The sequence below is a fragment of the Vibrio sp. Vb1574 genome, assembly GCF_033338675.1.
On record NZ_JAWOTC010000010.1, the window covers coordinates 42,354 to 63,243 of the forward strand.

At 45.5% G+C, this 20,890-nt stretch carries 22 protein-coding genes; 13 read left to right on the forward strand and 9 right to left on the reverse strand.

Going from position 1 to position 20,890, the window contains the following annotated elements:
- Nucleotides 1–5 precede the first annotated feature (5 nt).
- Nucleotides 6–626, forward strand: a complete 621-nt coding sequence (locus R7O12_RS09540) for an HAD-IB family hydrolase (protein ID WP_053308043.1) — start codon at nt 6–8, stop codon at nt 624–626.
- Nucleotides 627–741: 115 nt separating this feature from the next.
- On the opposite strand, the gene R7O12_RS09545 is transcribed toward R7O12_RS09540, so the two are convergent.
- Both R7O12_RS09545 and R7O12_RS09550 read right to left on the reverse strand, forming a co-directional pair.
- Nucleotides 742–1,920, reverse strand: a complete 1,179-nt coding sequence (locus tag R7O12_RS09545) for a lytic polysaccharide monooxygenase (RefSeq protein ID WP_031813569.1) — start codon at nt 1,918–1,920, stop codon at nt 742–744.
- Between the two features lie 214 nt (nt 1,921–2,134).
- On the reverse strand, nt 2,135–2,575 hold the full coding sequence (locus tag R7O12_RS09550) for an Lrp/AsnC family transcriptional regulator (protein ID WP_005482841.1): 441 nt from the start codon (nt 2,573–2,575) through the stop codon (nt 2,135–2,137).
- Nucleotides 2,576–2,689: 114 nt separating this feature from the next.
- Here R7O12_RS09550 and R7O12_RS09555 point away from each other — a divergent pair, with 114 nt between their 5' ends.
- Together R7O12_RS09555 and R7O12_RS09560 are read left to right on the forward strand one after the other, a co-directional pair.
- The gene (locus R7O12_RS09555) at nt 2,690–3,274 is read left to right on the forward strand and encodes a LysE family translocator (RefSeq protein ID WP_054578560.1); all 585 of its coding nucleotides are present in this window, start codon (nt 2,690–2,692) and stop codon (nt 3,272–3,274) included.
- A gap of 178 nt (nt 3,275–3,452) precedes the next feature.
- Entirely contained in the window at nt 3,453–4,226 is a 774-nt protein-coding gene (locus R7O12_RS09560; protein WP_170897416.1) for a siderophore-interacting protein, read from the forward strand.
- Nucleotides 4,227–4,325: 99 nt separating this feature from the next.
- Here R7O12_RS09560 and R7O12_RS09565 read toward each other — a convergent pair whose 3' ends face one another.
- On the reverse strand, nt 4,326–5,198 hold the full coding sequence (locus R7O12_RS09565; RefSeq protein ID WP_017633836.1) for a LysR family transcriptional regulator: 873 nt from the start codon (nt 5,196–5,198) through the stop codon (nt 4,326–4,328).
- A gap of 80 nt (nt 5,199–5,278) precedes the next feature.
- Nucleotides 5,279–6,085, reverse strand: a complete 807-nt coding sequence (locus R7O12_RS09570; protein ID WP_005374380.1) for an arylamine N-acetyltransferase family protein — start codon at nt 6,083–6,085, stop codon at nt 5,279–5,281.
- A 293-nt stretch (nt 6,086–6,378) separates the two neighbouring features.
- On the opposite strand from R7O12_RS09570, the gene R7O12_RS09575 reads away from it, so the two are divergent.
- The 5 genes from R7O12_RS09575 to R7O12_RS09595 all read left to right on the forward strand — a co-directional run bounded on the left by R7O12_RS09575 (nt 6,379) and on the right by R7O12_RS09595 (nt 10,846).
- On the forward strand, nt 6,379–7,527 hold the full coding sequence (locus R7O12_RS09575; protein ID WP_017821027.1) for an S-(hydroxymethyl)glutathione dehydrogenase/class III alcohol dehydrogenase: 1,149 nt from the start codon (nt 6,379–6,381) through the stop codon (nt 7,525–7,527).
- Nucleotides 7,528–7,589: 62 nt separating this feature from the next.
- Nucleotides 7,590–8,429, forward strand: coding sequence for an S-formylglutathione hydrolase (gene fghA, locus R7O12_RS09580; protein ID WP_062730862.1), 840 nt, complete (start codon nt 7,590–7,592; stop codon nt 8,427–8,429).
- Between the two features lie 444 nt (nt 8,430–8,873).
- Nucleotides 8,874–9,329, forward strand: coding sequence for a hypothetical protein (locus tag R7O12_RS09585; protein WP_005374384.1), 456 nt, complete (start codon nt 8,874–8,876; stop codon nt 9,327–9,329).
- Nucleotides 9,330–9,334: 5 nt separating this feature from the next.
- On the forward strand, nt 9,335–10,432 hold the full coding sequence (locus R7O12_RS09590; RefSeq protein WP_054576500.1) for a GGDEF domain-containing protein: 1,098 nt from the start codon (nt 9,335–9,337) through the stop codon (nt 10,430–10,432).
- 24 nt (nt 10,433–10,456) lie between these two features.
- A complete protein-coding gene (locus R7O12_RS09595; RefSeq protein ID WP_005374387.1) occupies nt 10,457–10,846 on the forward strand; it encodes a hypothetical protein in 390 nt (129 codons plus the stop codon).
- A gap of 93 nt (nt 10,847–10,939) precedes the next feature.
- On the opposite strand, the gene R7O12_RS09600 is transcribed toward R7O12_RS09595, so the two are convergent.
- A complete protein-coding gene (locus R7O12_RS09600; RefSeq protein ID WP_017633831.1) occupies nt 10,940–11,743 on the reverse strand; it encodes a Cof-type HAD-IIB family hydrolase in 804 nt (267 codons plus the stop codon).
- A gap of 94 nt (nt 11,744–11,837) precedes the next feature.
- Nucleotides 11,838–12,725 (reverse strand): LysR family transcriptional regulator, encoded by an 888-nt coding sequence (locus R7O12_RS09605; protein WP_054575261.1) that lies wholly within the window; start codon nt 12,723–12,725, stop codon nt 11,838–11,840.
- Between the two features lie 126 nt (nt 12,726–12,851).
- Here R7O12_RS09605 and R7O12_RS09610 point away from each other — a divergent pair, with 126 nt between their 5' ends.
- The 3 genes from R7O12_RS09610 (at nt 12,852) to R7O12_RS09620 (ending at nt 16,129) form a co-directional block, all read left to right on the forward strand.
- A complete protein-coding gene (locus tag R7O12_RS09610; RefSeq protein ID WP_017633829.1) occupies nt 12,852–13,718 on the forward strand; it encodes an MBL fold metallo-hydrolase in 867 nt (288 codons plus the stop codon).
- A complete protein-coding gene (locus R7O12_RS09615) occupies nt 13,712–14,332 on the forward strand; it encodes a DsbA family protein (protein WP_104980307.1) in 621 nt (206 codons plus the stop codon). Before R7O12_RS09610 ends, R7O12_RS09615 begins: the two co-directional genes overlap by 7 nt.
- A 117-nt stretch (nt 14,333–14,449) precedes the next feature.
- A complete protein-coding gene (locus R7O12_RS09620) occupies nt 14,450–16,129 on the forward strand; it encodes an RluA family pseudouridine synthase (RefSeq protein ID WP_318125777.1) in 1,680 nt (559 codons plus the stop codon).
- Nucleotides 16,130–16,227: 98 nt separating this feature from the next.
- Here R7O12_RS09620 and R7O12_RS09625 read toward each other — a convergent pair whose 3' ends face one another.
- Complete coding sequence (locus R7O12_RS09625) at nt 16,228–17,568, reverse strand: MATE family efflux transporter (RefSeq protein ID WP_025768746.1); 1,341 nt, start codon at nt 17,566–17,568, stop codon at nt 16,228–16,230.
- Nucleotides 17,569–18,074: 506 nt separating this feature from the next.
- Here R7O12_RS09625 and R7O12_RS09630 point away from each other — a divergent pair.
- A complete protein-coding gene (locus tag R7O12_RS09630; protein ID WP_054700526.1) occupies nt 18,075–19,223 on the forward strand; it encodes a GGDEF domain-containing protein in 1,149 nt (382 codons plus the stop codon).
- A gap of 3 nt (nt 19,224–19,226) precedes the next feature.
- Here R7O12_RS09630 and R7O12_RS09635 read toward each other — a convergent pair whose 3' ends face one another.
- Nucleotides 19,227–19,508, reverse strand: a complete 282-nt coding sequence (locus R7O12_RS09635) for a hypothetical protein (protein ID WP_005374405.1) — start codon at nt 19,506–19,508, stop codon at nt 19,227–19,229.
- Nucleotides 19,509–19,640: 132 nt separating this feature from the next.
- Nucleotides 19,641–19,925 (reverse strand): pyrimidine/purine nucleoside phosphorylase, encoded by a 285-nt coding sequence (locus R7O12_RS09640; RefSeq protein WP_005383244.1) that lies wholly within the window; start codon nt 19,923–19,925, stop codon nt 19,641–19,643.
- A gap of 328 nt (nt 19,926–20,253) precedes the next feature.
- Here R7O12_RS09640 and R7O12_RS09645 point away from each other — a divergent pair, with 328 nt between their 5' ends.
- Nucleotides 20,254–20,757: a DUF2850 domain-containing protein gene (locus R7O12_RS09645; RefSeq protein ID WP_005374408.1), complete on the forward strand. Its 504-nt coding sequence runs from the start codon at nt 20,254–20,256 to the stop codon at nt 20,755–20,757.
- Nucleotides 20,758–20,890 lie beyond the last annotated feature (133 nt).

Below are 20,890 nucleotides of genomic sequence, written 5' to 3' on the forward strand. Positions count from 1 at the left end.
TGAGTTTGCTCGATACTACTAAGCCGTCACTGGCACTGTTTGATTTTGATGGCACCATCACCCGAGAGGATATGTTTAGCCTTTTCCTCCACTATTCTGCTTATGGCCTGCGCAAACGAGTAGGAAAGGTCGCTATCATGCCATTTTATGCGCTGTACAAACTCGGAGTGTTACCCGCTCGTGTTATGCGCCCTCTCAGCAGTTTTATTGCATTTTCAGGGAAAGAAACGCAGAAAATTGAAGCGATTGGCACTCAGTTTGCCCATGAAGTGATCCCGCTGTACTTACGGCCAGAAGCGATGGAAAGGTTGGCGTGGCATCAACACAGAGGCGATACCATTGTGGTGGTGTCGGCATCACTCAATGCATATCTCAAGCCTTGGTGTGAAGTGAACGGTTACCACTTGCTGTGCAGTGAACTGATCTCAGAACAGCCAAAACTGAGTGGCTTTTACCAGCAAGGTGATTGCAGTTTAGAAAGAAAAGTCTCGCGCGTTAGGGCCACGTTTTCGCTCGACGAGTTTGCGTCTATTTATGCCTACGGTGATACGCACGAAGACATTCCGATGCTAAAACTGGCAGACTACGCGATGCTCAACTGGAGCGAGTGGAGAGCAAGCGAATAACGATATGTGCTCTGATTTTCAAGACAACCACTCAACCAAAGTGATCGTTTTAGACTGAAAAAACAAACCCTTCTCACATGAGAAGGGTTTACTGTTCAGGGCCCAAATAACTGGCTTAACGCCATACACCCCATTGACCCGTTGTGCCTGGTTCCTCACCAGACGTCCACCACTGGGCAGTCCATTCTTTGCCGTTGTGTGTCACCACATCACCTTGGTTGTAAACGGCCGTCTTGTCCCACAAGTTGGTTGGTTCAACTGGTGGCGGTACATCCGCTTTGATCAGTGACAACGCATAACTGAAGTCTGCACTTGGCGCTAATACTTGGTTTGCATTCACGTTCTTACTATCGAACATGTAGTGGTTCATCTCTTGATGCCAAATGCCAACATACCAATCGCCCGTTTGCTGCGCGTTAAATTGATCTGCTATTTCTGCAGCCCAAGTCGCCGTATTGTTTGCGCTGATTGGTAGTGAAATATCGACAATTTCATTCCCCGTCGCATTAAACGTACGGAAACGCACCGTATCGCCAGACTCTACTGGCCCAAAACCTTGCTGAACAAAGTAGCCTAGAGATGTCAGATTGTTGCCTGGTTCGGTTGGATCAACAGGGTCAGTCGGTGGCGTCGTACCCGTTCCGTTTAACGTAATGTCACTACAGTTGTAGAAGCCTTCCCCAGCGACATCAATGCGCTGCCAACGAGTATAAAGCACCGCATCGCCGGAACGATCAGCAGGGAAAGTCACCTGAATACGGTAGCGTTTTTCCGCATCAACATACACATCACCTGCGGTGTCGATCAGCTCTAAATCACTCCAAGTAAGAGGTTTTGAATCATCATAAGTTGGCTTGGTGAGATAGAATTCCCAGTACGATGGGTTGTGCGGCGCTTTGCCGTAAAACACCAATTCAATCTGGTTATTTGCATCTGGCGTAACATTGGTGCGCTGCCAGTTTGGAGAAGGAATGTTCAAGCCTTTCTTAGCTGCATCGCCAGCAGAACATAGCTCACCGTCGCGAACCACGGCTTTCACATGCTCCATATCTCGGTAATTTGGTACGTTTGCTGCAATTTCGCTACGCTGCACAAACGGATACGCGCCAGATTCTTCAAAAGCCGCTTTACACGCTTGGTTAGGGATCTCGTTGGTCCAAAAACCACCGTCTAAATAACACGTATTCTGACGAGCACTTGGAAATTCTACCCAGCCGTGGGCGTTGACGTTAAATGAGCTCAATGCGGCAACAGCGCTTAAGCTCAAAAGAGGAAGTGTTACATGTGATTTCATCGTTCATCCTTAATTTTGCTGACTCGCCGCTCTGAAACACAAGCGGTTTAAGCAAAACTAGCAGGATGGGATTATTTAGAAGGTGAGAATAAATATGGAAATTGTAAGAGTGCCATCTGCTTTCCAGCATTTGTTGTGAACCATTCTCATACTCGACTGACTCTTTCGAGTCACTTCAAATTCGTGTGCCACAAAAACTGTCACTCTCGTTTGGCTAGCGCTCGTCTTTTGGTGTGTCCATCACCACCATGGTTGTGATCGACTTGACGTGTTCGCACTCACCCAACACATCAGCGTGAAACGCTTTATAAGCGGCGAGATCTTGCGTTTCCACACGCAGCAAATACTCGTTCGCACCAGTGATGTTGTGACATTCCACCACCTCGTTTACAAAACGCACATGCTCTTCGAAACCCAACTGCGCCTGCTTAGAGTGCGAGGCCAAACCAATCGACACATAAGCGACAAAACCCACGCCAAGTTGCTGATTATCCAGTACCGCTCGGTAGCCTTTGATCACGCCTTTACGCTCTAAATCTTGCACTCGGCGTAAGGTTGCAGACGGAGATAAACCAACGCGTTCCGACAGCTCCACATTGGAGATTCTTCCGTCTCGTTTGAGCACTTGCAATATTCTTTCGTCAAATCTATCCATGATGATGTTTCATTGCTTATTTAGTTTCTAATCATCAAATAAAAGCACAATATTGACCTCAGTTCTACTTATAGTTGTTCTTTACTTATCGAGAACTGATTCAAGGAACAATCTATGGAATATCATCAACTGGGCGCTTTGGCGTTGTTCGCTTTTGTCTCCACTTTTACGCCGGGTCCCAATAACATTATGTTGATGACCTCAGGGGCAAATGTCGGCTTTAAACGCACTATCCCACACATGTTGGGCATTACCTTCGGCTTTGGTGCCATGCTAATTTTGGTGGGTATTGGCTTGATGAGCCTGTTCCATGCCTACCCGCTAACCCACTCGATTTTAAAAGTATTGAGCTTGAGTTATTTGCTGTACTTGACGTACAAAATCGCCACCAGCGACAAAACCGAAGCAAAACACGATTTTCGCCCGATGTCTTTTTTAGGGGCTGTTGCATTCCAATGGGTGAACCCAAAAGGTTGGTCGATGGCGTTGACGGCCATTACGGTATACAGCAGTGGCGGTGCATGGCTCGAACTGACTTTTATCGCCGGTATCTTCTGTTTAGCCAACTTGCCATCGGTAACATTTTGGACGGCGGCAGGTATGCAATTGCAGCGTTGGTTGACCACCGATAAACGCGTTAAGGGGTTCAACTACAGCATGGCTGCGCTGTTGCTTTTGTCTACGATTCCAATGATATAAGTCTATTTTGGGTTAAAAAACGACTCACTTTACGTAATTGGGAAAGGACAGATACTGCATTTTGCTTGAGGCTTTGGCGTTAATTCACAGTGTAAATTTGTTTAAAGACGCTACCCTCTTGTTAGGGAACTTGATAATCTTTAAATGAGAAAGAGAATAATTATCGAGTAAAGTAACAATGAAAAAGAAGCCTCAACCTAAAACGCTTGTTGTCACAGACACAGAAACCATCACTCCAAACATGCAGCGCATTACCTTGCAAGGTGAGGCGCTGAGCCACTTTCCTCGTGACTGCGAAGGCAGTTACATCAAATTACTGTTTAACGATATGGGCGGCGCGGATCTGAGCATCCTGCCAGAAGACGACCGACCAATCATGCGCACCTACACTATCCGACGCTTTCATCCAGAAACCAGTTCAATCGAAGTGGATTTCGTCCGACACGTAACGCAAGATCTGCAATGCGGATTTGCAGCGCGTTGGGCAATGGCCGCGCAAAAAGGCGACACGATCAGCATTGTTGGGCCAGGTAGCATCTCCAACTTAAATACTGAGGCGGATTGGTTCTTCATGGCTGCCGATATGACCGCACTTCCAGCGCTTTCTGCGAAAATTCGTACGTTGCCACAAGAGGCCAAAGGCTACGCTGTGATCAGCGTGATGTCTCCAGCCGACATTCAACCCCTACAAGCGCCAGCCGGTATGGAGTTGATTTGGCTAACTGAACAGCAAACCTTGGCTGATAGCGTTCGCGAACTCGAGTGGTTAGACGGTAACGCTTCGGTATGGTGTGCGTGTGAGTTCGATTCAATGCGCGCGCTGCGCCAATATTTCCGCAATGAGAAAGAAGTCGATCGCGAGAATATCTACATCAGCAGCTATTGGAAGCAAGGCGTGTCTGAAGATGGGCACAAAGTGATTAAACGTGAAGACGCGGAATCCAACCAATAGTGATTCATGTCTTTTCGATTCCAGCTCTCATCCTAATAAAAACGCCCGGCATCACTGGGCGTTTTAGCAACTTCAGTTGTATTAAAGTTCATGAAAACTCTAATCCGCTAGTTCCTGCGCTAAAAAGTCGATTAACAACCTCACTTTGGGCGATAAATTTCGGCTTTGTGGATACAGTGCCCAAATGCCTTCACGGTCGTCTCGGTAATCGGTCAGCACCTCGACTAGCTCACCGTTATCTAGAGCTTCTTGAACGTAATAGTCCGGCAACTGCACTAAACCCAAACCACGTTTGGCGGCGCCCATTAGCGCAAAACCACTATTGCATTTAATTCTCCCCGATACGCGCAAAGACTTATCGCGTTTATTTTCCTTAAAATGCCAATAATCGACCGAACCAACTAGGCACTGATGTCGAGCCAGTTCGGATAATGTGTGAGGCTCGCCAAATCGCTCCAAATACATAGGGCTAGCACACACGTAATTTTGACGCGACGAAAGACGCTTTGCGATCATGCTGGAATCTTGCAGGCGGCCAAGACGAATCGCCACGTCTACCCCTTGCTCTATCAAATCCAGTTTTTGATTGGTCAGAACTAAATCGAGGTCCACACGCGGGTACTTCTCCAAAAACTGATGCAAGAGCGGTGCGAGGTTCATTTCCCCATAGGTCACAGGCGCTGTCACACGCAGCAAACCTCGCGGTTCGGTTTGCATTTGCGTTACAGCAAGCTCAGCTAGTTCTAGCCCTTCGACCAAGTGTTTGCACTGCTGATAATAAAGCTGTCCAGCTTCAGACAGAGAAACTTTTCGCGTCGTGCGATGCAGTAACTTAACCGCAAGACGCTCTTCAAGTGCCGATACGCGGCGACTGATTTGTGCCACTGACGTTTTCAGTTTAGCCGCGGCAGCTGTAAAGCTGTTAGTTTCCGCTACGGCAACAAACTCGCTGACTCCTTCCCAATTCGCCATGCTGTATTCCTGTCGACCTCTTCTAGACAAATAGTGATTACATTGTTCTCGTCGAGCTACGCTTTGAAAACGGGAAAACTTTACGCGTCAGGTAACGGACGAAGATCGTCGTATTGCGCATCAAGCTCAATACCAAAATATTCTTTCAACGCATCCAGGTAGGCTTGACCTGGCTCTAGCTCTATTTCTGTTAGCGCTTCATGATTTGTGCATCTGAGTGTGTAGTTAAGCAGCGTCACCAACCCACTTTCTGTCGCTCTAGCAGCGACCCTTGCGCTAGTAAAACGCGAATTAGGCGAAGTCGAGGTAAAGAAGTTGCTACATGCAATGTCACCAGCAAACACAAACTCTAGGTCAAAGCTGTATAGATTGTTCCACGTGTCCGTTCCATCGGTTGAAAGCACTTGGAGGAAATAACCAAACTGAGCATCTTTGACAAAACGGAAGGTTTGTAAATCCGTCTGAATCACTTGGTCAAGGATAAATGGCAATGGCGCTCGAGGGGTATTGGAGCCAAAACCCACATCGACAATCCATGTTTGTTCCTCTAACGTCACTAACGTGATTTGATGACTACGACCTGTTGGTGTACCAGACACATGTACACGCCCTAGCAAACTTCGCGCTTCAAACCCAAGAGTGTTGAGCACATCAAGCATTAAACCATTTAATTCAAAGCAGTAACCACCGCGAGAGTGGTACACGGTTTTTTGAATAATATCTTCAATCTCAACAGAGACGCCTCGCTGCAATGCGATGTCAAAATTCTCAAACGGCAGGCAACGATGCTGCGCCACGTGAATTCTGTGCAATGACTCCAAATCGGCGGGCAATTCACTAGGCAAGCCTAGCTTGGTTAAATAGGCACTCAGATCCGTCTTATTCATAATCACTCTTACTTAGCTGATGGTTTGACAGTTTTCTACTTTAGCCCCTCTATCTAACTTCAGGTCAATCACCTTTTCCATTTCCCTTCCGCTTTAAGGAGGCATCGCACTCTTTTTACACGCTCACCTTATCATTATTACGCATATGTAAAAATCATTTTCAAAATGGACGGATTATCATTTTTACTGAAACACCTAAAATGAGCACCAACAAAACGACGAAGCGCGGTAAGCAAACCTTAACTACGCTTATTACGTCACTCCATATACTGAAAATATAAAGGAAACATCCAATGTCGCTTGAAATCAAACCTGGTCAAACTCACATAAAATCAAAAGCAATGGTCGCTTGGGCTGCAGGTGAGCCGCTTAAAATGGAAGAAGTGGATGTACAACTTCCAAAAGCCGGCGAAGTGCTAGTACGCATCGTAGCAACTGGTGTTTGTCACACTGACGCATTCACACTATCAGGTGACGATCCTGAAGGTATCTTCCCTTCAATCCTTGGTCACGAAGGTGGCGGTATCGTTGAAATGGTTGGCGAAGGCGTAACAAGCGTTGAAGTTGGCGACCACGTTATCCCACTTTACACTGCTGAATGTGGTGAGTGTAAGTTCTGTAAATCTGGCAAAACGAACCTATGTCAGGCCGTTCGTGAAACGCAAGGTAAAGGCCTAATGCCAGATGGCACAAGCCGATTCTCTATCAACGGCGAAACTATCTTCCACTACATGGGTTGTTCTACTTTCTCTGAGTACACGGTTCTTCCAGAAATCTCACTAGCGAAAGTAAACAAAGAAGCACCACTTGAAGAAGTTTGTCTTCTAGGTTGTGGCGTAACCACTGGTATGGGTGCGGTATTAAACACAGCTAAAGTTGAAAAAGGCGACACAGTGGCAATCTTTGGTCTCGGCGGTATCGGTCTTTCTGCAATCATCGGTGCTCGCATGGCTGGTGCCAGCCGCATCATCGGTGTAGACATCAACGAAAGCAAATTCGACCTAGCGAAACAACTTGGTGCAACTGATTGCATCAACCCACAAAAATTCGACAAGCCAATTCAAGAAGTGATTGTTGAAATGACAGACGGTGGTGTTGACTACTCATTCGAATGTATCGGTAACGTAAACGTGATGCGCCAAGCACTTGAGTGCTGTCACAAAGGTTGGGGTGAGTCAGTCATCATTGGTGTTGCTGGTGCAGGTCAAGAGATCTCAACTCGTCCATTCCAACTGGTAACTGGTCGTGTATGGCGTGGCAGCGCTTTCGGTGGCGTTAAAGGTCGCTCTGAGCTTCCAGAAATCGTAAACCGTTACATGGCTGGTGAATTCGGCTTACAGGAGTTCATTACCCACACAATGGGATTAGCAGACGTCAACAAAGCGTTTGATCTGATGCATGAAGGTAAGAGCATCCGAACAGTTATCCATATGGATCAATAATGCTGCCTCAGGCTCTCCTTTTGGGGAGCCTGAATTCCTTCTGCTAATTAGAGAGTTTATTCATGACCATTGAAAATGTAAGCCAAGCCAAAGTGTTTGGCGGTTGGCACAAGCAATATACACACGAATCCAATGCCCTAAACTGCACCATGCGCTTCGCGATATTCTTGCCACCTAACGCAACGAAATCAAATCCCGTACCCGCGCTATACTGGCTCTCTGGTTTAACGTGTACCGATGAGAACTTTATGCAGAAAGCGGGCGCATTTCGTATGGCGGCCGAGCTTGGCATTGCGATCATTGCACCAGACACAAGTCCGAGAGGCGAAGGTATCGCTGACGACGAAAGCTATGACCTAGGAAAAGGAGCTGGCTTTTACCTTAATGCGACGCAAGCACCTTGGTCACTGCATTACTGTATGTACGACTATGTGACTGAGGAGTTGCCTGCGATCATCGAAAGTAACTTCCCAGTCTCTGACGTGAAGTCAATTTCCGGTCACAGTATGGGCGGCCACGGAGCGCTCACCATTGGTCTGAAAAATTCAGAACAGTACCGTTCTATTTCAGCGTTCAGTCCAATCAGTAACCCAATGCAATGCCCTTGGGGACAAAAAGCCTTTACTGCTTACTTAGGCAAGGAGCTTGAAAGCTGGAAGCAATACGATGCAAGTGAACTTCTAAAACAACAACAATCACCATTACCAATTTTGGTTGATCAAGGTGATGCTGATGGCTTCTTAAATGAGCAGCTTAGACCGGAAGCGCTGATTGCTGCGGCAAGAATACACGATTCAAACCTAACCTTGAGAATGCAACCAGGCTATGACCATAGCTATTACTTCATCTCAAGCTTTATTGAAGAGCACCTCAACTTCCATGCAAAATATTTGTTTGCATAGTTAATTTAAGTAAGCTCATGAAATAAAAAATAAAGTCACCAAAACTAGGTGACTTTATTTTCTTTACGTACTAACAAATACATATCTGAATATCGATGATTTAAATATGTAAAATAATGTAACTTAAGAACAAATTCGACATCCATTTCTCGCCTTATTAAATTCTCATTTCCGACACAGTATCTTTATTAAAAATGACACAAAGTTGCACTAAAAACCAATTAAATACCGCGAAATCATTACGAAACTCTACCATCATCCCAATACTCTGAGCTTTTAATTAAGAAGCAACTTAATAACCTTGACGTGACGTAAACCGACAGTTATTTTTGAAACATAACGTATTATAAAATCTCATCCGGTTGGCTCTATAATTATAAATAAATTACCGCTAGCACCTTTGTCCTAGCTAAGAAAAAAGAATAAAACTCAAAAGGGCATATGATGAAAAAGATAGTCGCGCTAGGTCTGTTTTTTGTTGCGCCATTCTTGTCTGCAAATACGATCGTATTTAGTAGTAGCCAGCAGCCTAGTGTCATACTGGAACTGGAAGAGATCCAAGCTTTACCTACCACTAGCTACACGATGACATTGCCTTGGCTTCCTGCCTCGTCAGAGTTTTTAGGCGTTAAACTCAGCACGCTGCTTACACACGTCTACGGAAAGGTACCAGAGCAGGTTGATATCAGCAGCTTAAACGACTATCACTCGACATTGTCCCGACAAGATATTCTTCGATATCAACCAATACTGGCTTATCAACAAGATCAGAATTACATAAAAGTCAGGAATAAAGGCCCTTTCTGGGTGATATATCCACTCAATCTCTATCCAGAGCTAAACTACAATAAATATCATGCGCAAATGGTATGGCAAGTAAATGAAATAAAAGAAAAATAATAAGAATGAAGTTATCAGAACCCTATTCTAAGAAACAAAGAATATTGCAATATTCTACCACCAGCAAAATGCTGCTGGTGGTGTTTGCCGTTTCTTTGCTTCTCGCGAATGTCGTGCTTTTACAGCAAACACGTTCACTCTCACAAAATTTTAATAACGAACAAAAACAAGCGACTTGGTTTTTATTCCAACTCTCCAAAGAACTATCAGAACTTGTCGGCGAGGCCAGACGGTTAGATGAAAACGTATTGAATATTGATGGTGCAGAGCTTCAATACGAGTTAGCGTGGAGTCGCTTTGACTTATTGACCAGTAGCACGAAAGCCAATAAGTTCTTTTCTCGGAACAACATGCACCTTTACTTCATTAATCTTTTTGAAGAGTTCAAAGAGCTAGAAAAACAACTAGTGGAAGCTAGAACAGGTGACAGCCAAGCTGCTGCTGCATTTTATCGTTCAACTCAAACACTATATTTAGGCTTAATAGACTTCGTTAATCAAAACTTCCGTCTAAGCAGTAAAGCTTATGAAGCACAAAAAGGTCAAACCCAGCGCTTAATGCAAGCACAATATATGTTGTTTGCGACGTTCGTTTTGTCGATTATCTCTCTAACTTATTTCTTTTATCGTGAATCCCATTTTCATAGAAAATTGGCGCTAAGCGACCCTTTGACGAACCTAGGGAACCGCAATGCACTATTCATAACCCTAAACAAATTTACTCAAGAAAAAAGGCCCTTTTCTCTCTGGATTCTAGATTTAAATGGTTTTAAAGAAGTCAACGACACACACGGACACCAAGTTGGCGACACTGTACTGCGGGAAATCGCTAGGCGGCTTAATTCTATGGCACTCAATGATTTTACTGTTTATCGCATGGGAGGAGATGAGTTCGCGGTTATCCTTGAAGGTGAATATCTCAATGAAGAGAACGTACGTGAGCAGATAAATACCGTCTTTGATGCACAAATATTAAACTCCGATAAAGTCTCAACACTTTCAACAAGCATGGGCTTAGCGCAATACCCTAAAGACAGTGACAATGTTGACTTTCTTATCAGCATAGCGGATAAGCGCATGTACAAAATGAAATTTCAACGTTAAACGGTATATATGATGAGAAAGTTCATGCAAGTACTGCTTCTACTGGCAGTCATTGCGGCAGGTGTGTTGGCTTGGGTATTTATTCCATCGCACGAAACCATCGGGCAAAAAACGCTTGAGCAGGCACTCAACGACGACTACAGCCTCGTTGGACATCGAATCTACTCAACCGATCCGGATGCTGGCAACCGATTCGGCTACTTCGTATTAGCAACGGGCCAGAGCATTGAAGAGCAAGAGCCGTTTTTGGTCACTTCGGATCAGTTTATTCGCATGGAGAAAACGGGTGATAATACCTTGTCTGTGACCGTCAATGGCCGTATTTACCATTATCATAACGACTTGTGGGTGCCAAAATCAGACGGGAAATTGCAGCACTTTTTAGTCAGCGCAACCGCCAAGTACGTACGCTAAAACGGGAACCTTACTCCCCCCAAAAAAACAAAGCCCCGCATACACTGCGGGGCTTTTTACGTGAAGAAGAAAATAACATCGAAAGAATGAGCGTTACTTCGCTAATACTTTCTCTTTAATCACTTTGAGTACCCCAGCCTCTTGGTTGCTTGGCGCAGAATAACGAGCAATTTTCTTAATCTCTTCGTGCGCGTTGGCAACCGCGTACGAATGCTCACTGACTTGCAGCATTTCGAGGTCATTGAGGTAGTCACCAAACGTCATAGTTTCTGCCGGAGTAAAATTCATCGTCTCTTGAAGATGCTGAATGGCCGCACCTTTAGAGGCCTCGGCATTCATCACATCCAGCCAGATTTTTGCACTCACCACGACTTTATGCGTTGCGCCAAACTTTGCGTTCATGGTCGGGAACAGGAGCTCTTCCGAACCATCAAAGTGACAAATTGCTACCTTAATAAACTCGTCTTCGACCTCAAGCAAATCCGGCACATATTCACAGCGGTGGTAGTACTTTTGAAATTCTTCCAGCGATTGCTGATCATGCGTTTCGATGTACGCCGAGCGCTTGCCACACAATACGATGTTCGCCCCGTCAATCTCACGAGCCGCTTTCACAATCTCCAACACTTCCGCTTTAGGAATGGTACAACTGTAGAGCTCATTGTCTTGGTACATCACTAAGGTGCCGTTTTCAGCCACATACAACAGTCTGTCTTTGATTGGCGCGAACGTGTCTCGCAGACTGTAATACTGACGACCAGACGCAGCGGAGAACAAAATACCTTGCTCTTCCAGTTGCAAAAACAGATCGAAAAACTCTGGATCCAAACGACCGTATTGGTCAAGCAATGTGCCATCCATATCGGAAGCAATAAATTTGATGCGAACTTGTGACATTAACTAAAACTCTAAATGACGCTGCGAAAATATATCCATGTAAGGTACAGGATCTTGTATGAATCTCAAGTCGGGATGACGACGCCTTTCGCTATTACCAAGGATGCTGTTTAAAGTAATCTTCACTGTGATCGATGAAAGCTCTCACCGCAGGAGACAAGTGTTTACGTGATGAATACAGCGCGTAAATGTTGAGATCATTTGGCTTCCAATCCGGCAACACCGACTCAAGCTGACCCGATTTGAGATAGATATTGCTCAAATAGGTTGGCAGCATCGAAATACCCATGCCTTGCAAAGCGCCATGCAATAACGCCGTGGCCTCATTGCTGGTTAGGCGACACTCAATTCCCACCGATTCGAACTGGTCGCCCTGAGACAAATGCCATACGTGACGCTCAAAGTTTTTGTAACCCAAACAGTCGTGTGAAGATAAATCTCGGGGATGCGCGATCGCGTGGTGAGTTTGTAAATATTGCGGTGATGCTACCAACACCGATTCGCACACCGCAATCGGCTTACCAATCAAAGAAGGATCGGGATCTGACGCAATTCGGATCGCCAGATCGATACGTTGTTCGGTTAGATCACTCACTGAATCTTGCAGATCTATGTCGATATACACTTTGGGGTGCTTTTGCATAAAACTGTTTACTACGGGGATCAACTGTGAGAATCCAAATGAAGTACTAGACGCAAGACGGATTTTTCCGGACAGCTCACCATCAGCGGCAATGTTCGACGTCAACGTATCGGCCTGTTTTAACCAGCGCTCAATCTGAGGCAAGCTGCGCTCCCCTGCGGTGGTGAGTGACACCTTGCGCGTAGTGCGGTGCAACAAACGAGTTTGTAGCCAGTTCTCCATCGACTCTACATAACGAGTCACCATTGGCCGAGACATGTCTAACCGCTCGGCGGTAGCGGTAAAACTGCCAGAATACACCACATCTACAAATACTTTTGCTGCCGTTACTCTATCCATACATTTGCTCGAAATAAGAAATAGTGATGCACATTATTGTGTATTTTTTCGAGCGTATCAATTTCCTAATATAGCTCCCGTTCCCAAGCCATCGTCGCTTGGCCCCAAATTCTTTAGGAGCTTATTATGAAAAAATTCACTTTGATTGCTGCATCCATTTTAATGGCAAGCCCTGTTCTAGCGGCAAACCACTCTCCCCTTACTCTTGAGGTTTACAACGCCGACGGTAACAGCTTCCACGTAAACTCAACCTTGGTATACGGTGAGACTGACGCCATGGTTATCGACACTGGCTTCACCAAAGCTGACGCGATGCGCATTGCCGCTAAAGTGCTGGACTCAGGCAAAACGCTTAAAACCATTTTTATCAGCCAAGCGGACCCAGATTACTACTTTGGCGCAGAGGCCTTACACCAACAGTTCCCTGATGCGCAGATCATCACAACGCCAGCGGTTCAAAAAATTATTAAAGAGAAATTGGCTGGAAAGCTGGCGTACTGGGGGCCAAAGCTTGGCGCAAACGCACCGGTAAAACCAGTGATCCCTGTCGCGTACGATAAAGCATCATTAGAGCTAGAAGGTCATAAGATTGAAATCCGTGGTAACCATGGCACATCAGCACACCGCCCTTACCTATGGATTCCAGATAACAAAGCGATTCTAGGTAACGTAGCCGTGTACTCAAACGTACATTTGTGGATGGCCGATGCCGCTGACCAAACCGCTATCAATGCTTGGGAGCAACAACTTAGCGAGATGCTTGCGCTTAAACCTCAAGTGGTCATTCCTGGTCACATGAAAGCAGGCACAAAGCTGAACGCAGACACCATTCGCTACTCGCAACAATACTTGCAGGATTTTCAGCAAGCGAAAAAACACAGCAATAACAGCGTTCAACTCATTGACACCATGTCAGCGAAATACCCAGAAGCTCAATTGCCAATCGCGCTAGAAATCGGTGCTAAAGTGCATACTGGTGAAATGTCATGGTAACCGTGCATTACTTCTTCGATCCCATGTGTGGTTGGTGCTACGGGGCATCACCACTCATCGAAGCCTTGATGGACACCTCTCAATTTAAGGTAGAGCTTCATCCCGGCGGTATGATTGAGAAACGCGCGATTGAATCTGAATTTCGTCAGCACATCATCAACAGTGACGCTCGTATCGCAACCGAAACCGGAGCAACGTTTGGTGAAGCATATCTGCAACGCGTGAAAAGCGAAGATGCGTTTGTTCTTGATTCTTATCTACCCACACAAGCGATCTTGAGTGCGGAGAAAATGGGGCTGAATCCATGGCACATGCTAAAGGCCATCCAATCTGCGCATTATCAGCTCGGGTTAAAAGTGAATGAAGCATCGACGCTCAAAGCCATTGCAGAATCGCTAGGTTTAACAAGTGATGCGTGGGAGCAAAACATGGCGTTAAGCGAAGCCGAACTAGATGAGAGAATTCGCTCTAGCCGACAATTGATGCGACAGTTACACGTTGGTGGTTATCCAACCCTGATTGCAGAAGTAAATGGCGAGTACTTGACCTTGCCGCACTCGACCTACTACGACAAACCGGCACAGTGGAAGCTTGCATTACAAAAACTGCAATAAGCTCTTCCCCACTCGCTCTTGTTCTTAATCCAAGAGCGAGTGCCAACACCGACATGGCAATCCTGACTCAAACAGGTACAATCCTCGCTCGATTTTTTACTCGCGCGGATACCCACCATGCACTCGCCTGAACATTGTTTTACTCGTTTTACTGCTGATATTTCTGGCTATGAATTGCCAACGCAGTTTACGTTTCCGTTCTACTACACGCCGCATCCTCTTTGCGTTATGGCCGCAAAGCAATTGCAACAGCACTTATTAGCGCAAACCGACTTCGAACACGATTTTGGTTTGGTTAATGAAGAAACGGGGCGAGGCAAAATGTTTGGCGTAGTGCTGGTAGAAAACCCTCAAGGCGAACTCGGATTTTTAAGTGCGTTTTCTGGCAAAATTGCTGACCAAAACTTGATTCCAGGGTTTGTCCCTCCTGTGTATGACATGCTGACCGATGAAGGTTTCTTCCGCGCAGAAACGGATGCCATCAACGCCGCCAATGCGGAGTACAAAACCTGTGCCGCGAATCCGGAATTGGCAGATCTTAAAGCGCAAATACAAGCCGACCGAGCCGCTTATCAACAAGAAGAGCAAACACAGCGCCAAGTGATGATTGACGGCCGCGCCGCACGCAAACGACAGCGTCAACAGGGCGAGCAAACACTCAATGCCGATGACCTCAAAATCTTATTGGATGAGTTGGGTAAGCAAAGTGTCGCCGAGAAAAACGTTCTCAAATACTTAAAGCAAGCGTGGGATGAAAAGCTTGCAATCAAAGAAGCGCGCTTGGCTGAGTTAGAGCAGCAACTTGCTCACCTGAAAGAGCAGCGCAAAACGCTCTCCAACGCTTTGCAGCACAAATTGCATAAACAATACCGCTTTCTAAACAACCATGGCAAAACACGCGACTTGGTGGACATTTTTGCGGACACCACAAACCCAGTTCCACCAGCAGGTGCGGGGGAATGTGCTGCGCCAAAACTGCTTCAATACGCGTTTAAACACGGATTCAAACCGCTGGCGCTGGCAGAATTTTGGTGGGGTGTGTCGCCAAAGTCTGAAGTTCGCCAACACAAAAAATTCTACCCATCGTGCAACAGCAAATGTCAGCCGATTTTGGGCCATATGATGCAAGGGCTGGATGTCGAACCTAATCCATTGGCGGAGAATTGGGCAGAAGACAAAGAACTAGAGATAATCTACCAAGACGACGCTATGGTCGTCGTCAACAAGCCCTCGGGCTTACTTTCAGTGCCTGGTAAAACTATCAAGGACTCTGCTTATACGCGCCTACAAGCGATGTACCCTGATGTGGAAGGGCCGTTTGTGATTCATCGTCTCGACATGGCGACCTCTGGCATTTTGGTGTTTGCCTTAACTAAGCGCGCGAACAAAAGTCTGCAAAAACAGTTTATGGCTCGCGGCGTACAAAAACGTTATATGGCACTGCTCGAAGGCGTATTAAACGAGCCTGAAGGGGAAATTTCACTGCCAATGCGTGGTGACCCAGACGACCGCCCACGTCAACTGGTGTGTTTTGAACACGGGAAACATGCAGAAACCTACTGGCAACTGATTGAAGTCAAAGATGGACGCAGCAAGGTATACATGTATCCGAAAACCGGGCGAACTCACCAACTACGTGTACACAGTGCTCATCACATGGGGTTAAACATGCCGATGGTTGGTGATGGTTTATACGGCGAAAAATCGAATCGCTTACACCTGCATGCTGAGATGCTAGAGCTGGATCATCCATACAGCAAAGAGCGTATGGTGTTCCAAGCTGAGTGCGAATTCTAACGTCTTCCCGATTTTAAATAACAAAAAGGCACTGACTATCAGTGCCTTTTTTTGTTTTCTAACAACAGAATAAGCGTGATGCGCGATACCGAAAACCGTTAGCTCACCTTAAACTTGGTCCACACCTGAGAGCGCCAACGTCTTGCCATGATGATACCACGTACCCATTCATCGAGAGCGATTGCCATCCAAGCCCCTAAAACGCCATAACCCAAGTGGATGCCAAAGATGTAAGAGAAAAGCACGCCTAGTCCCCACATACTCAAAATCCCCATTTGCACTGGGAACTTGATGTCACCCGCGCCTTTGAGCCCCGCGATAAAAATCAGGTTAAACACACGTCCGGCCTCGAGCAAAATTGAGCCCATGACTAACGAACCTGCCAATGCGAGTATCTCTGGTTGATCGGTAAATACGCGCAGAATCTCTTCTCTAAACAGGTAAATCAGTGTGGTTGCCGCCGTTGATGCCACAAACCCCACTAAGAAGTAGATTTGTACGCGTTTTAAAATGCTACTCACCCAACCTTTACCGATGTAGTAACCGGTCTGAATTTGCGCAGCCTGACCAATTGCCAGCGCGAAAGCAAACGAGAAACGGGCAATGTTTTGCGCATAAGTGAAAGCCGCTAACGATGCCGTCCCCATTTGCACCACAAAGTACACAATGCAGATTTGCGCCACGTTGTAAGACAGCACTTCACCCGCGTTCATACCGCCGATTTTTAAGATTTTTTTGTAAATCTCTGCCGGTACTTGTTTCATAGTCGACATTGGTAGTTCAATGCTACTGCGAGCGAGAATAAACCATAACATTAACGTACCGATGACTTGGCTGACGACGGTTGCTATTGCCACGCCTTGCACACCATACACAGGTAAACCGAATGGCTGGTAAAGCGCAATATAGTTACCAATGATGTTGAACACACCCGAGATCAAATTCACCACCATTGGGGAACGTGAATAACCATGACTACGCAGAATAGTTGTAAAAACAACGCCAATCGTAACGTTAAACGTCATCGCACCGCTTATCAGCAGATATTCATGAGCGTACTGCTCAACTTGCGCTTCCAAGCCGTAATACGGGAGTAGATATATCGCACCAAGCACGGCAATCACACTCAATAGCACACCGACGAGCACAGACAACGCAATACTCGCAACACCAACGCTCACTGACTCTTGCTCGCGTCCAGCGCCATTGTATTGGGCAATCAAAATCCCCGTACCGCTACTGACAAACGTCGAAACGATGATTAAAAAGAAGGTAATCTGCGTGATCACACCAACAGCGGATACGGCTTTGTCTGAGTAGCCACTCAGCATGAACACGTCACTGGTTCCTAAAGCCGTCCGTAGCAAAATTTCGACAAGAATTGGCCAAGCTAATGCCACGATGGACATTCGTTGGTTGATGTTTTGGCTTTTAGGCATGCTTGTAACCTTTCCTACAACTAAAAACTGCCTCACAATTTTGTGAAGCAGTTTAAAAATAGTGACTCGAACGAAGCTCGATATGAGGTTGTGATTTAGCGCGGATTCTAGTCGCATATTGGTCATAACGACAACAATATTTCGCCCTGTTTCGGAAAAATATTTCTAATGCATTTTCGAAACGACATATGCCTTGACGATACGTAGAGCAGAGATTGGTGAACAATACTCTCAATCAACGAGCACCGAACAGAATTAGGATAATCAATATAAATGCGTCTAACTAGATACATTACTTTGAGTTATCAGTCCAACCATATAGAGCTATGAAGAACCGTCATGAAAACCTGCATGCGCCACCATTCCTCTTTGAACACTCGCACCAAATCACACTGATGGCTTTGCACTAAAAATGACTGATATCACATTTGGAAACTTTGTTGTTCTATTTATCGCGAAAATACCGCCTAGAATAAGCGTACACGTTAATTAAGCAAGGATACGTAATGTCGACATTGGCTGGGGCGCGCTTAGAAGAAATGGCGGACATCCGTTCAACAAGAAAAAAGAAAATTGTCTTTTTATGCTCCAGTATCGCCGCTGCCTGTTTAACTTATGGTTTCATTGCTCAATCACTTGAGAATAACTGGGGTTTAAGCTTTTTCCATGCTTTGTGTGCCTTGGCATGCTTAGCAATCAGTTATGTAATAAAAGTCCAGCGGCACCATCAATACGCCGACTTATGGCTAAGTGCTGTCTTAATGTTCGAAGGGTTATTGTTACTTCTGTATAACGACGCTCCGTCAGGCAAGATGCTATGGCTATATCCTATTGTCGCCACTCTGGTATTAATTAATGAGTTTAAGGTCGGTCTGTTGTTCAGTGGCACCTACATTTTACTGATCTTTTTTGGGGTCGCTTTTTTAGATCGACTGCCAACAGCCACAGAAATCATAGAGCGGAGATTGATGCTGACCCTGATAGCGACCGCGTTTGTGTGTCACACGTTCTCGTATTACTACACGAAAGTCCTCAATTACATTCAAACACTGTATCGTGAGGGGATTGAGGAGTTAGCATATTTTGACCAGCTCACTGGGCTTGCCAATCGCTGGAGCTTTGAGACTTGGGCGCGCGCAAAGCTCGATGAAATCAAGCACTCATCTGATGACAGCATCACCGCATTGGTCTTTCTCGATATCGATAACTTCAAGCACATCAACGACACCTACGGGCACGATATTGGTGACCAAGTACTTCAAGCCTTCGCCACTCGATTAAAAAATAACATTCGCAACAAAGACAGAAAAACCGATAAACATGACTACTCCATCGCTCGATTTGCGGGCGACGAGTTTGTAATCATGCTTTACGATGTAAAAAGTAAAGATGACCTCGACAGCATCCTAAAACGGATCGTGAATCTGTTTCCGACAGGTTACCGAAGCTACGATATGATTAACGAGTTAACGATGAGTGTAGGTGCTGCTATCTATAAGCAAGATGCAAAGGATTTGTCTGAATTGACTCGATGTGCAGATAAAGCAATGTACGCAGCTAAACATACTGGTAAAAACCAGTACGCCTTTTATGAGCACTGCAATACGGAAGAACAGTCAACATCTGATGCACCAGCGGTACCAGAAGCTTGCTAATGACTAAGCGAACACATGCATCACCCAAAGCCCCACAACGAGGAATACGATTAACCACACTACTTGCAACGTTCTGTTCGGCTTGTCTTGCTGACGAGTGGGGTGATCTTTAAACGCACGGCCCTTCATTTTGCCCATTAAGCTCTTTCCTAGAGCACGTCGATAAAATTCACGTCTCTTATGAGCGGCATTGGCAACTTCGGTAAAGCGCTGTCTTTGCTCATTGGTGAGATCTTTGTCCTCGTAACGAGGAGGGAGATCAGAATGCTTGCGTTGTACTGCCATCACTTCCTCCCTGGTCGATGGGTACATTTTTATTAAGTATATACCCAAATAACCAAAAAGATGCGTTATAAGTGAAGCACATAGACGAAAAAACCACCCGAAGGTGGTTTTATGACGAGCAACAAATGAACGCTAGAAGTACTCACATAAATACGCAGTCGCTTCTTTCACTTGAAGCTCAAATGAAGAATTACCTTCCACTTCAAAAAACTCACCACTTTGATAAGTCGTCCAATCGCTCTCGCCAACACGCTTGACCACAAGCGCACCTTTTACAACCGTCATACGCTCTGGTGCTTGAGTACCAAACGTGTACTCACCAGGAAGCATCACACCAACGCTAACATCCTGATCTTTCTGGTTAAAGCCTAGTGATTTTACACTACCAGCAAAATAGCTATTTTCCTTAATATTCATTATTGGTTTCCTTATCAAAAGTCCGCTCTTTTTTACCTTGTTTCTTTCCGTTACTCAAGCTTTGAAAGCCATTAAACTCAACGTAGTAACGCACATCCTTTGCTACTGAGCGAGAACCTCTTTTCGCGAGGATTAATCAGGCGACCTAAACCGAGCAAGAAAAACTGCGAAGTAATGAATGTGAGCAAACAACAAAACCATCAATAAGATGTGTATCTGAATGTAAAAGTGGACATTAGATCATAGTTTCGTCGTCTCAATGGCGGGATTGTTTGTTTTTAAAAAGGAAGGTTTCCACCATGTTAAAAAAGTGGAGAAAATTAGATCTATGACGGACTCGACTCGCCGAAGGCGAAAAGCACGACAAGAACCAAAACTTTCATTTTTGGCTCGCCACCAATCCAAAATCCTCAAGAGTACATTTGTCTGCTTCGGGATGGGTCTGTTGACGTTTTTTGGCTATCAAATCCACCTCTCCTATCAAGACCACATTGATCCGGAAAAGGTGTACGGCGAATGGATTGAGATTGGCGCGCCACCCTACCAAACAGAACGTCTCGTTTTCACTGAAGATGGGGTATACCGAAACCATCGACTTATTACGACGGAATTTGAATTCGATGGCAAGGTCATCACGTTGAATACCGGATTAGGAAAGACCGCGTATCAGATCTCGGGCTCTCATCTTTCACCTCAAATACGCCGTATTGAGCCTCTTATTCCAGATCAGCGATTCATTCGTAAAGGATTTGAGCATACCGTTCAGGGCTCAGAAACCGGCGCAGCCTCTAAACGTCGCGCCGCGTTGAGTGAACACTTCAGCCGTGACTAATACGTCTTCACGGCTATTTTTCCTTTCAATTCTCTTTCTATATCAATGAAACAAAACCTTAATAAACAACAAAATAAGGCCTTCATCGCATTTAACTAACTCGTTACTGAGTAAACAATAATTTTAGTTTCTG

What these genes read in the sequence shown, in the direction of transcription:
- R7O12_RS09545 (WP_031813569.1), bottom strand. Translation starts at nt 1,920, where the DNA reads ATGAAATCACATGTAACACTTCCTCTTTTGAGCTTAAGCGCTGTTGCC.
- R7O12_RS09550 (WP_005482841.1), bottom strand. Translation starts at nt 2,575, where the DNA reads ATGGATAGATTTGACGAAAGAATATTGCAAGTGCTCAAACGAGACGGA.
- R7O12_RS09555 (WP_054578560.1), top strand. Translation starts at nt 2,690, where the DNA reads ATGGAATATCATCAACTGGGCGCTTTGGCGTTGTTCGCTTTTGTCTCC.
- R7O12_RS09560 (WP_170897416.1), top strand. Translation starts at nt 3,453, where the DNA reads ATGAAAAAGAAGCCTCAACCTAAAACGCTTGTTGTCACAGACACAGAA.
- R7O12_RS09565 (WP_017633836.1), bottom strand. Translation starts at nt 5,198, where the DNA reads ATGGCGAATTGGGAAGGAGTCAGCGAGTTTGTTGCCGTAGCGGAAACT.
- R7O12_RS09570 (WP_005374380.1), bottom strand. Translation starts at nt 6,085, where the DNA reads ATGAATAAGACGGATCTGAGTGCCTATTTAACCAAGCTAGGCTTGCCT.
- R7O12_RS09575 (WP_017821027.1), top strand. Translation starts at nt 6,379, where the DNA reads ATGTCGCTTGAAATCAAACCTGGTCAAACTCACATAAAATCAAAAGCA.
- fghA (WP_062730862.1), top strand. Translation starts at nt 7,590, where the DNA reads ATGACCATTGAAAATGTAAGCCAAGCCAAAGTGTTTGGCGGTTGGCAC.
- R7O12_RS09585 (WP_005374384.1), top strand. Translation starts at nt 8,874, where the DNA reads ATGAAAAAGATAGTCGCGCTAGGTCTGTTTTTTGTTGCGCCATTCTTG.
- R7O12_RS09590 (WP_054576500.1), top strand. Translation starts at nt 9,335, where the DNA reads ATGAAGTTATCAGAACCCTATTCTAAGAAACAAAGAATATTGCAATAT.
- R7O12_RS09595 (WP_005374387.1), top strand. Translation starts at nt 10,457, where the DNA reads ATGCAAGTACTGCTTCTACTGGCAGTCATTGCGGCAGGTGTGTTGGCT.
- R7O12_RS09600 (WP_017633831.1), bottom strand. Translation starts at nt 11,743, where the DNA reads ATGTCACAAGTTCGCATCAAATTTATTGCTTCCGATATGGATGGCACA.
- R7O12_RS09605 (WP_054575261.1), bottom strand. Translation starts at nt 12,725, where the DNA reads ATGGATAGAGTAACGGCAGCAAAAGTATTTGTAGATGTGGTGTATTCT.
- R7O12_RS09610 (WP_017633829.1), top strand. Translation starts at nt 12,852, where the DNA reads ATGAAAAAATTCACTTTGATTGCTGCATCCATTTTAATGGCAAGCCCT.
- R7O12_RS09615 (WP_104980307.1), top strand. Translation starts at nt 13,712, where the DNA reads ATGGTAACCGTGCATTACTTCTTCGATCCCATGTGTGGTTGGTGCTAC.
- R7O12_RS09620 (WP_318125777.1), top strand. Translation starts at nt 14,450, where the DNA reads ATGCACTCGCCTGAACATTGTTTTACTCGTTTTACTGCTGATATTTCT.
- R7O12_RS09625 (WP_025768746.1), bottom strand. Translation starts at nt 17,568, where the DNA reads ATGCCTAAAAGCCAAAACATCAACCAACGAATGTCCATCGTGGCATTA.
- R7O12_RS09630 (WP_054700526.1), top strand. Translation starts at nt 18,075, where the DNA reads ATGTCGACATTGGCTGGGGCGCGCTTAGAAGAAATGGCGGACATCCGT.
- R7O12_RS09635 (WP_005374405.1), bottom strand. Translation starts at nt 19,508, where the DNA reads ATGGCAGTACAACGCAAGCATTCTGATCTCCCTCCTCGTTACGAGGAC.
- R7O12_RS09640 (WP_005383244.1), bottom strand. Translation starts at nt 19,925, where the DNA reads ATGAATATTAAGGAAAATAGCTATTTTGCTGGTAGTGTAAAATCACTA.
- R7O12_RS09645 (WP_005374408.1), top strand. Translation starts at nt 20,254, where the DNA reads ATGACGGACTCGACTCGCCGAAGGCGAAAAGCACGACAAGAACCAAAA.